The sequence below is a fragment of the Leptolyngbya sp. Heron Island J genome (assembly GCF_000482245.1).
Classification (GTDB): Bacteria; Cyanobacteriota; Cyanobacteriia; order Phormidesmidales; family Phormidesmidaceae; genus Leptothoe.
Map to the genome: position 1 here is coordinate 1 of NZ_AWNH01000083.1, position 10788 is coordinate 10788.

Consider the following 10788-nt stretch of genomic DNA (forward strand, 5'->3'; position numbering starts at 1 on the left):
GAAAGATAGAGTCTCATCAGACATCGGAGCAAGGACGCCTCTTCAACACTGGACCTCCATCAACTGGGGGCAAGTAAAGAAACGGGTGAGGAACCTGAGATACCGCATTTATCGTGCTACTCAAAACGGTCAGTGGAATCGGGTGCGCAGCCTGATGAAGCTGATGCTTAAGAGCTACTCCAACCTGCTGCTATCGGTGCGGCGTGTGACTCAAGAGAATCAGGGCAAACAGACAGCGGGCTTAGATGGCCAGACTGCCTTAACCTCTGAACAACGAGTCCAACTGGTGAATCGACTGCAAGACCATTCTCTCTGGCAAGTGCATCCGACTAAACGGATCTACATTCCAAAAGCGAATGGAAAACTCAGGCCACTGGGCATTCCTGCCCTCGAAAACCGAGTTGCCCAGACGATAGTGAAGCATGCGCTTGAGCCTCATTGGGAGGCCCGTTTCGAGTCTCACAGTTATGGCTTTCGCCCTGGTCGTAGTTGTCACGATGCCATTGAGCAGTGCTTCCTACGACTTAAAGGTGGCGGTGATACCTGGGTACTTGATGCGGATCTAAAGAGTGCATTCGACAAAGTAGATCACCGCTTTATCCTCGACACCATTGGCCCGGTGCCAGGTCGAGAGCTGATTAAGCAGTGGCTCAAAGCAGGATATGTAGAGGCTGAGATGTTTCATGCTACCCCCGAAGGTACGCCTCAGGGCGGTCCGCTTTCACCTTTATTGTTGAACATTGCCTTGAATGGGATGCAGGACTTGTTGCTGTCATTCACAACAACTCGAACCTACCAGCCTTCTTCAAAAGCAAAATCACAGTCTCCGCGCAAACGTACTTCGCCAACTTATGGCTACTGTCGTTACGCGGATGACTTTCTGGTAACGGCGAAAACAAGAGCAGACATCGAAGCCATTGTCCCTGTCTTGCAGACGTGGCTTAAACCACGCGGGCTAGCGCTGAACATGGAAAAGACCCAAATCGTGAACATCCAACAGGGGTTTCCGTTCTTGGGTTTCTCGCTTCGGCACTACAACGGGAAATGTCTCTGCCGACCGCAAAAGGAAAAGGTGTTGGCCTTCCTGGCGCGGCTACGGAGTTGGTTGAAGCAAAACGCCTCGGTCTCTCCAGCGGCGGTGATTCATCACCTGAATCCCATTCTGCGAGGTTGGGGCAACTACTACAAACATGGTGTCAGTAAAGACGTGTTTGGCTACGTGGACCATCAGCTCTGGAGAGGACTTTGGAAATGGTGTTGCCGGCGTCATCCGAACAAGTCGAAGGGATGGATTATCAGGAAGTACTACCAAACCTTTAAGGGACGTGCGTGGACATTTGCCACTAACGTCACTGACCGAGCGGGCAATCGAAAACTGCTGAGGCTAATACGTCTGGCGGATATTCCGATTCAACGCCATGTCAAGGTTAAAGGAACGGCCTCACCGGATGACCCAGCACTTCAAGACTACTGGCGTCATCGCCATACTCGATATGGGAAAACCTATTGGGATAAAGGCTCTAAATACTTCAAAGTAGCTCAGAGCCAGAACTGGCGATGTCCAGTCTGTCATGAAGCCTTGTTTAATGGAGAGGCTCTACACACCCATCATCGGTTGCCTGTAAAACAGGGTGGCAGAGAACGTGAAGAGAATCTGGTTCATCTTCATCATACCTGCCATCAATATTTACACAACAATGAGGATATGGTTTTGAATGGCTTAAGGCTTGAGCGGCTTGATGGGATGACTGTCACGAGCCGTTCTTAGGGGAGGGGGACACGGCGACGTGTGCCCTCTTACCCGACAAGCTGCAACAAAGTGCAATAAGCGAGAGGTTAACCCCAAAATCCCAAAAATCAGGGTCTTTTTCATAAGTTCAGCTTATATTTCCATCCACCTTTTGCCCTCTTATTGTTAGAGTGAGATCACCCCAACCATTTCAGGAGGCTGGGGGAAACTGAGATGGCTAACTGGCCATGGCTTCAATCGGTAACCGCTCAGCCATGTCTAAGCGAAAAACGCCATAGGGATTGATATGGGCATAGATGAGCGGTGTCAGTGCCCGAAGTTCGTTCGGCCCCATTTTTTGCATCCAGATGGGGTCAGACAGGACTTGTTGAATCAGCAAGGTATTGATGTAGACCAAGCTAATTTGGAGTAGATGCAGGCAGAGCATTGAGATCTCTTGTAAGGCCACATGGCCAGAGGTGAAATCACCGCTCTTGCCATAGAAGATAAAGTCATTGGCACTATTCCAATTCTCCACCACATTTAAGCCTTCCTGAATCTCCTGACGGACCCGCTCATCATGCAGATAGCGACATAAGAAAATGGTTTTGATAGCTCTGCCCAATTCTGCTAAGGCTTTATAGACAGGGTGTTTAGCATTATTTCGGGTAAAGCGAGAGAGAATCGCTTCGGGGTCAGCCGTGCCTTGCTTGAGAGCGGTGGCAAACTTGACCATGGTGTCATAGTGCTCACGAATCAGTTTCCAACGGATAGGGCGTTTGACAATCGCTTTGAGATTCGGATACTGCTGAAGCTGCCCTTTCTCAGGCAAAAACAGTTTTTGCTTATGAATGCCTCGAATGCGGGGCATCAGCTGAAACCCCAGTAAATGGCAGAACGCAAAACCGACTTCGCTTTGACCATGGGTATCGACATAATTTTTATCCACTGACATTTGGGTGCAGTGCCTCAAGACGCCCTTAATCATGGAGGCGGCCTCTGACGAAGAACACCGCTTGAGCTGAGAGTAAATGCACACGGCTTTCTTCTCAATATGCCAGTAGATCATCACACCTCGACGTTTATACCGGGCATGCCACTCGGTCATGAGATTTTGGTCCCAGGTGCCAAAGTGCTTGGAATCAGAAGCACAGGCAGTGGTCGCTTCTCCCCAGATATGCGGCAAGCGGACCCGAAAGATAGCATTGGCGACATCAGTAATGGCCTGTCGCAGTGCCGCTTTACTGAGAAACTTGCGACGGACGTAATGAAGGTCAAAGTAGCCCACACCATGGTCACCATGGACAATACGTTTGATGCCTAAGTTGGTGCCCAGGGCATAGAGGCACAGCAGTAGCCGTTTGCGCAGCTCCGCAGGGTCCAGGGTTTCACGACTCGCCGTGCTCCGAAAGTGCTCGGTGAACTGGAGCCGAAATTCGGTTTCTTTGAGGACATCCAGTAAAGGAAGCACCGACCAACGTCGTGAGATTTCTTCCTTGAGCGCCTTAAGATGTTCAGGCTCGGGCTGCTCTGACAAGGGTGTCAGCTGAATCCAGCCACCACGCTTTTCTAAAATCTTCACTTTGGGGTTATCCGGTAGCCCTTGATGCAGCTCCGTCAGGACTACTGTCATCTCCTGCTGAATCTGTTGGATAAAGTCATCGACCTCCATCGGCTGGTTGAGATCTTGATAGTATTCGCTTCGCCGCGTTTCAAAGTCTTGAGGTAAATCGTCATCAGGATTGCAATAACGCTTGGCACCCGCTACCCAGACTTCTTTGCATCGAAGCTTTTCGCGTACTGTGCGCAAGACATTTAGTTCATAGGCAGCACGGTCAATCTCAGGCTCACCATTGGCCTGAGTCGTCATCACGGCTGCCTGCCCTTCTGGGCTGAGAACTCCGTCCATCGGCACATTAATATCGGCTGCAAAGGGCTCTTGAAGCGGTTTATCGATGTAGCGTTTAAGCAGTGCAATGGCCTCCATCAAAGGGCTCAGGTTGGGAGTATGGGAACAAAATTCTACAGCCTCCAGAATCAACGGGAGTAAGCGACGATAGTAGTGAGTGTAGGCAGAGCGAAGCTTCGCCTGAAATTGCTCTTGAAACGTGCCACCTGCCCCGTCAAGCTGGTCCAACACATGTTCTAACTGCTCCTCATTGGCCACTGGATAAATCACCTCTCTAACCAATCCGTCAGGTTCAGATAAGGCCGCCAGCGCGATCTGATACAAGAGTGTATCGCGGTTGTCGGTTTTCTGGGCGTTTGCAACCACCTCTTGAGACGCTCGCTTCTTACTGCGACTTTCCAGGCGATGGACCAGGTGTAGAAACAGCTCAACAATGTTGTCGATACTTTCTTGTGAGCGCACCCAGCAGAACGCCGCAAGGAGCGTGTAGCGAATCGGGTCAGGATGTCGGCGGAGTTCAGTCAGCGTCTCTGTTTCAACCCGTAACCGATAGCGTTCCACAATACTCTCACACAGATGGCTAAATAGATCCGTGGGTACCTTGACTTGCTGAACCGTTTTTAGTTTTGAGACTTCAGCTATCAAGCTATTCAGACTGATACCACCGACATCTGCCTTGAGCGAGTTGAGCACAATATCCGCTGGGTCCAGGATATAGGAATCAGATTGGGGACCGGTCAGGGCATCTAGGGCCTGACGGCAAGACTCGGGTAACTGCGTCATGATTGATTCACACAGTTGGATTTCAAATTGGCGTTGAGCGGCTACTCAAGTCCGCTCAACTTGAGCGTAGGTCGGTGGCTCAAGTTTACGGGTTCTTAATTCGGCATAGAGGGCTTGTTTCATCCGTCGCACATCGACTTCTTGGGGCAACACCTGATCAATAAGCCATTGACGTAGAACGTCGAAATCCTGTTTGCCCATGCGTTGAAACCCATACCGTTTTCGGATCTCAACGCGATGATATTTGAGGGCTCTACCCTCCCAGTTATAGCTTTGGTAGAGACTCTCATCCAGGTCCAGTTGCTCGGCCACAAAGAGACGTACAACCTTCGGTATCTCATGTTTTTTCTCTGGGAAGTAACCCTTCAGTTGAAAGAACTTTAACAACAAGGCAAACCCCAAGCGATTGGCCCCTCGCTTATTGGAGATCAGCACTCTATCGTCTTCGTCAATTGTCCAATGCTCAACGAGTTCATCGTTTTCCCACTTGCGTTTCATGGTAGACCCCTGGAATCACATCTCCAGTGAGCGTAAAACGAGATTAGGCCATATAAGCCAAACTTATGACTAAGAGGCTGAGTCGCATCCTGTATTTACAAAAGTTAGTGCCTGAAACTCAATCATAACAAGCATTTTGGGCTTATTGCACTTCGTTGCAGCTTCGCTTCAATTACCCCTGGTAATAACGCTGCATCTGGACTTCGATTTCAGCAGAATAGGACACAAGCATTGGTTCTCTGAAACTACCTATTTTTTAGGCTATCCTACCTGTGCAAATGTGGATACTATAAAATCCTTATTCCCAAGGCTTTGTGCCGTGGCATAGGGACACAAGCCGCAACTATATTACTGTTGCCTAAAAGATTTAAATCCTCACCAATACGAAGCCCTCCATAAACATCAGGTTCACGGAGGGCTCCAGGTTAGATATAAAGGGTTAAGTAATACAGGATTCTGCTTACTTAGATAGAAGTTTAGACATAGAACGTTTGCAATAGAGCTTTCGTCTATGTGCTTACTGTAGACGGAAATAAAATCTAAGGCTCGCTTTTGCTCGTCAGCCTACTGTTTGTTTACATTCTCATCAATTTTTCTTGGATTGTGCTGATGATTACAGTTGAGTTAAGTCATGCATTAGACAATAACGCCTTCTTGAAAAAGCACATATTCTCTTTGTCCGTAATAAAAGACAGCCGGTGCAGACCATTGAAGAGCGGTTAAGGCGAGATCGCGCCATTGGTCAAATTATTCAATGCGCCTGTAATCGTCTTAATCGCCTCTACACCACAGCCATCCAACCGATGACGACCGCCCAGATATTGTGGGTCATTGTAGGCCAGCTGTACCTGACCCTGTTCATCCTCCCAAATCAGCACCTTTTGCGGTAAATCAATGGCAATGGTCTGCTGGCACTGCATCAGGGGGGTGCCTAATTTAGGGTTACCAAAAATAACGACACGGGTAGGTCGTAGCTCCAGACCAACCCCAGATGCATTTTGGGTATGGTCAACGGTGGCAAACACGTTTAATCCCCTAGCTTCTAGAATCTGCTTAAACCGAGTTTCCGTTTCTTCAACGCTGTAAGGGCTGGCCTTAACAATTAAGCCCGTGGGTGCTGTCGCCTGGGCAATGGCTTTCTGACGCGAAAAATAGACAGTGCCGACAAGCAAGGTTAATCCTAATAAACTGACAGCGGCTGAAATCTTGTGCATAGTGATGAGAGTAAAACCAAAACTATGTTTTCAGCCTATAACTATGGTGCCAGTGTGGCAAAAGCGATCGCAAGCATTGCCCCTGTAACGGAACAGTCAATACCACGATTGATTATCCAATGACAGCCGGTTCTTGCTGGGTAGCACAGTGAATACTGCCGCCGCCAGCAGCAATGGCATCAAGGTTGATGGCTACAATTTCACGTTCTGGAAAAGCCCGCTGTAGCGACTGCCGAGCCGCCTGATCCGCACGATTATCTCCAAATTCTTGCATAATCACAGCCCTATTACAGACATAAAACCCCACATAGCCCGCCGCAAACTCGGGCGTTTCATAGGCGTCTCGAACTGTGGTGGGTGCTTCCAGGACAATCACTTCCAGCGAACGCCCCTGAGCATCCGTAGCCTCTGCCAATATCTCCAGGTGTTGCTTAGTTACCTCATGGTCAAAAAAGCTAGGATCAGGTTCATAAGCGGCCAGCACAACACCTGGTTTAGCAAATCGAGCATAGAAGTCGGTGTGACCATCCGTAATATCCTGCCCCTTAATCCCAGGTAGCCAGATAATCTTCTCTAGACCCAGCAATGGCATCAGCTGGTCTTCAAATTGAGCCTTGGCAACACCTGGGTTGCGGTTGTCATTCAACACACAGCTTTCAGTAATGATGGCCGTACTATCACCGTCTAGCTCAATACAGCCGCCCTCCAACACCAGGTCCGTATTAATCACCTCTGCCCCGGCCTGGCGAGATACAAACGCAGCAACAGCTGCATCTTGCTGATAGACCTGCTTTTGGCCCCAGCCGTTAAAGTTAAAGTCAATACCTGCTTTTTGTCCCTGCTTAGAAAGAACAAATAGCGGTCCCGTATCGCGTATCCATAGGTCATCCAGGGGTGAAACAATCAGCTCAACTGATGCACCCAACAACTCCTTTGCGAGATCATACTCGTCAGCTCTAACTAACATGGACACCGGCTCATACTGGGCAATTGTTTGAGCCAGGGTCACTAGATTACGCCTGACCTCAGGCAATAGTCGTCTCCCCCATATCCTTTCGCTGGCCCCAAAGGCCATCCAGGTGAGAAGATGGCGCGCGGCTTCATCAGGCATATACCATTGTTGGGCAGCTGTACCGCTACATCCCATCAGTATCCCTCCAGCAAATAGGGAAGTCCTTTGTAGAAACTGTCGTCTGGTTATCATAGCATTTTCCCAATAGTTTATTAGTGCCGCTGCAGCGAGAGAGAGTTTTTAAGGTTCTTTAGTGATTTTTAGCATCTTGTTGCTATGGCGCTGAAATTCATAGACGACAGATTGCACATCACATTGATATCCCATAGATGTCAGAGGAGTTATGACAAGATCTAGATGGGGAGATGGGTTGAGAGCCAGATTAAGCAGCGGAAAAACGCGTACTTCCCGACAAACACGCAGCAGTTCACAAATAGAATCCAGGTGAAATGTCTGGTCAAACTGCTCGGAATAAAGAAATAAAAAATGAGAACATAGGCCCAAACTATAGGCGGCCTCTGGATAGTTGAGCTGAGGCAATTCCCCAACTTCATAGCGGCCTGCAGTCTTGCCCTGCTCAAAGTCGTCACAAAATAATTTAATAGCGGCCTCACGATTTTTACGCAGCTCGTTCGGAGAGCGATGATAGCTCCAAACCCAGTCATCAAGGCTATTTTCGACCTGACCAATGATATCGTCAACAACAGCATCAAACCGCTGTTTAATCTGGATGGCATTAAAGCAATAAAGCGGATCGACTGATTTGATGTGATAGCCCAGCCTGGTACCTTCGGCATTAAAGCTGGCCGGACCATCGGCAACACTGAGGATGGGCTGTTGTAGCTCTATCTGTGTCAGGTTAAACATTTTGACATATTCATCAAACGATCGACCAAAGGGAACTACGGTGTCTAGCTTAACGGCCATAAATGTTGCAAGGTAAGAAATTAGTACGGTTTCACTCTTTTAATAATGACGGAGGAGTAATAGGCGTCAATTCGTAGCCTTATAGAAATTGGCCCCGTGAAACCCTAGCCATATTAGCTCGTCCCAGCTTTTTGAGTCATCCCTGATATAAAGTACCCCGACGGGTAATGTACACCAGTCATCCGAAATCCATACTTAAGGGATTGTTGTACAAGCGACAGCAGCCAAGGTGCTTATGTCTACCAGCCCCAGCCTACACACCCCAATTATGCTCCGAGCATACTGCCATGAAGACTGGTCATCAGTATGTGCCATTCATGATCGCGCTCGGCCCTATGAGCTAGAAGACTCCTGTGATCCACAGGCTCTAGTGCCACTGGCCGACGAGCAGGAAGACAGAGACAACTTCCACCGTTCCGAAAAATTTGTTGCCTGTATTCACGAGCAAGTTGTTGGCTTTATCGGCGTGGACGAAAATCTGATCTCCTGGCTATATGTAGATCCAGAGTACTTTAGACAAGGCATTGGCCGAGAATTACTACAGTTAGGTCTGGAACTGGCCGGTCCACAAGCCTGGACAGTCGTACTCAGTAACAACACACGGGCACGACGGCTCTATGCCAGCGAAGGGTTCCAGGTTGTCCACACATTTGAAGGTAGCAATGTTGGATATCCATGTAGTTGCCTAGAATTAGCTCTCAAGTCTCACCCCATAGAACTGTTCATGGAGACAACTCAGATGGAGACTTTAAAGGTGAAATGAAGTTTGTTAAACGTCGGTTAGATGCAGGGAAATTTGTAGCTGATAGTGCTGTTGTTGCAAATCAATCAGCATATGCTGACATGACTACTTTTTTAAGTAAGCAGCTGTATTAAGCATTATTGCAAATCAAGTTTTTCTGTTTAGCACCAAAAAGTATTGGGCAATACTTAACGTATCAGAACCATGACTCTCGTTAGGTTCTATGCCATAGTGCATAGTCTCCCCAACCGGAGCGTAACCACCCTGGAAAATAACCTGTTCTTTACTCAGGTGAAATCAGCGGCAAACCACATCAGCGTTCTGCATATAGGTAACAGTTTGTTCAAGGAAATTAAGGAATGTTAGACAGACTCTTCATTGGGACCACGTTAGGCTTCGTTTCGCTATTTGCCCTAGCAGGAGCTAGCTATGGCTCCCCTAGTGAAGCAGTTACTGTTGATGTCTATGGTTCATCCTACAGTGTTGAGTTAGACCGCGATGCTACGGGTCAGGTGCTCAGAAACCAACCATGGTGGGGGAATAAGGAACTAGCCAGTGAGCTATGTGAGGCCTTGGTGTATCAAGGTGAAGACATGGCCAGCGTTGGCTATAACACGATGGAAATTAGTGGTGAAGATTATATTGAAGCTTATCTGGTTATGCCGCTTGCCACCTGCAGTGGTCCGGTCTTAATCCCCCAGGAAGATATTGGCCGGATGAATAGCGGTACATTCTTTGTGGTTTCAGGTAATCTTTGTTTCACTAGCACTCAAGATAGTCTCAGTGCCGAGCTTTATAAAAATTACACGCTCAACCAAAATCTATCGGTAACGACTCAGAATGTCAGCGTGCTTAATTGTGGCTATTTTGATCATTCAATTTTTTACTAGAGGGTGCGAACTAGTACGCTGCAGCATAAGTTTGCCCACTATCCAATGTGGATGGGTGGATGAAATAAAAAAAGCAGGAGTCAAAGGCTTTTTTGCTACCCCTGACTCCTGTACCTGTTTCCTAGCTTCTAAATACGTTTAGTGAATCAAATGCTGACGGCAGCATTTATGCCTATGCCTATTGCCTGGACAGCCATAGGGCTTAACGTTCAAAACAGAAGTTAAAGTTAAGCCCAGGCACAGCAACAGACTGCATTGAGTGAGCACTATAAAAGCAAAGCTCGATTACGCTTACGCGTGAGATTGCTTTTCCAGCGAATCTAAAGATCGCTTAAACGGCAGCGAACCACCAATAACCCAATACAAAATCGGACAAAATACAACACAATAAACAGTCAGTACTGCAATTAATTCAGTTGCGGTTAAAACATCAGATGCCATGAGAATCGCCTCCTAAAAACACGCATCGAAGAGGCGCGTTCCTTCAGGAAAATGTCCCTACTTCCGTCCTTTAATGCTCAAAGCTTTCAGAGCTAAAGGATGAACGATATTTATGTCTGTATTATATGTTACGGACACCCTAAATAGTCAAGAGGCATTGCTGAAATGTCTACAATTCATAACAGAATCAGACTATCGCTCTTTAATGACTCTGGCGAGATGATTTTCAAGGAGGACTCTCTTGTATGGGAACAGCTATCCCTGGAAACTGGTTCATCCATGCAATCAAACAATCAAACCCTTCTGTTAATTGGGGAATGGAAAAAATCTCTAACCAAGGCTTGAGTAAGTTAAAGCTAACCCAAGGAAGAAGAATTAAGCGTAGGTTGTTCAGCCAACTCTTCCAACCCTCTCCATCCTCCCAATAACGGTGTTTGAGAAACGATGAGAACACTGTTGAATCAGCCTGTTCTGGAGGAATGATCCCGTCGGGGCGGAGGGGCGGAGTGTATAGCGTTACCATTAAGTAGGCACTCATAACCAGTTCCCACCACTTTTCAATTTGGGCATAGTTCGTTACTCGAAAATCTGCCCATCCCAGTTCATTCTTGCTTTGTTTCAAACCATATTCGACCCAATTCCG

8 protein-coding genes, 2 pseudogenes and 1 riboswitch are annotated in these 10788 nt (G+C 47.7%); of the genes and pseudogenes, 3 read left to right on the forward strand and 7 right to left on the reverse strand.

What is annotated here, in order from left to right:
• Positions 1 to 1768, forward strand: a 1768-nt coding sequence (gene ltrA, locus N836_RS62825; protein ID WP_051394655.1) for a group II intron reverse transcriptase/maturase, incomplete at its 5' end; no start/stop codon positions are given.
• A gap of 199 nt (positions 1769 to 1967) precedes the next feature.
• On the opposite strand, the pseudogene N836_RS62830 reads toward ltrA, so the two are convergent.
• From N836_RS62830 to N836_RS62845, 5 genes and pseudogenes are all read right to left on the reverse strand, one after another.
• Positions 1968 to 4448 (reverse strand): annotated as a pseudogene (locus N836_RS62830) (Tn3 family transposase); the annotation flags it as partial.
• Positions 4449 to 4466: 18 nt separating this feature from the next.
• On the reverse strand, positions 4467 to 4919 hold the full coding sequence (locus N836_RS78240) for a DUF4158 domain-containing protein (protein ID WP_023075067.1): 453 nt from the start codon (positions 4917 to 4919) through the stop codon (positions 4467 to 4469).
• A 719-nt stretch (positions 4920 to 5638) separates the two neighbouring features.
• The gene (locus N836_RS62835) at positions 5639 to 6133 is read right to left on the reverse strand and encodes a DUF302 domain-containing protein (RefSeq protein ID WP_023075068.1); all 495 of its coding nucleotides are present in this window, start codon (positions 6131 to 6133) and stop codon (positions 5639 to 5641) included.
• A 112-nt stretch (positions 6134 to 6245) separates the two neighbouring features.
• The gene (locus tag N836_RS62840; RefSeq protein ID WP_031293702.1) at positions 6246 to 7337 is read right to left on the reverse strand and encodes an agmatine deiminase family protein; all 1092 of its coding nucleotides are present in this window, start codon (positions 7335 to 7337) and stop codon (positions 6246 to 6248) included.
• A gap of 48 nt (positions 7338 to 7385) precedes the next feature.
• Positions 7386 to 8072: a hypothetical protein gene (locus N836_RS62845; protein ID WP_023075071.1), complete on the reverse strand. Its 687-nt coding sequence runs from the start codon at positions 8070 to 8072 to the stop codon at positions 7386 to 7388.
• A gap of 235 nt (positions 8073 to 8307) precedes the next feature.
• On the opposite strand from N836_RS62845, the gene N836_RS62850 reads away from it, so the two are divergent.
• Positions 8308 to 8835: a GNAT family N-acetyltransferase gene (locus tag N836_RS62850; RefSeq protein WP_023075072.1), complete on the forward strand. Its 528-nt coding sequence runs from the start codon at positions 8308 to 8310 to the stop codon at positions 8833 to 8835.
• A gap of 338 nt (positions 8836 to 9173) precedes the next feature.
• Entirely contained in the window at positions 9174 to 9704 is a 531-nt protein-coding gene (locus tag N836_RS62855; RefSeq protein WP_023075075.1) for a hypothetical protein, read from the forward strand.
• Between the two features lie 291 nt (positions 9705 to 9995).
• On the opposite strand, the gene N836_RS76710 is transcribed toward N836_RS62855, so the two are convergent.
• Positions 9996 to 10145 carry a hypothetical protein gene (locus N836_RS76710; RefSeq protein ID WP_023075076.1) on the reverse strand — a complete coding sequence of 50 codons (150 nt, stop codon included), beginning with the start codon at positions 10143 to 10145 and terminating at the stop codon, positions 9996 to 9998.
• A gap of 32 nt (positions 10146 to 10177) precedes the next feature.
• A riboswitch (Glutamine riboswitch) is annotated at positions 10178 to 10253 on the reverse strand.
• A gap of 118 nt (positions 10254 to 10371) precedes the next feature.
• Positions 10372 to 10788 (reverse strand): annotated as a pseudogene (locus tag N836_RS77665) (IS701 family transposase); the annotation flags it as partial.

Bases quoted from the DNA above. Each gene is read 5' to 3' on its own strand.
- N836_RS78240 (WP_023075067.1), bottom strand. From the start codon at position 4,919: ATGAAACGCAAGTGGGAAAACGATGAACTCGTTGAGCATTGGACAATT.
- N836_RS62835 (WP_023075068.1), bottom strand. From the start codon at position 6,133: ATGCACAAGATTTCAGCCGCTGTCAGTTTATTAGGATTAACCTTGCTT.
- N836_RS62840 (WP_031293702.1), bottom strand. From the start codon at position 7,337: ATGATAACCAGACGACAGTTTCTACAAAGGACTTCCCTATTTGCTGGA.
- N836_RS62845 (WP_023075071.1), bottom strand. From the start codon at position 8,072: ATGGCCGTTAAGCTAGACACCGTAGTTCCCTTTGGTCGATCGTTTGAT.
- N836_RS62850 (WP_023075072.1), top strand. From the start codon at position 8,308: ATGTCTACCAGCCCCAGCCTACACACCCCAATTATGCTCCGAGCATAC.
- N836_RS62855 (WP_023075075.1), top strand. From the start codon at position 9,174: ATGTTAGACAGACTCTTCATTGGGACCACGTTAGGCTTCGTTTCGCTA.
- N836_RS76710 (WP_023075076.1), bottom strand. From the start codon at position 10,145: ATGGCATCTGATGTTTTAACCGCAACTGAATTAATTGCAGTACTGACT.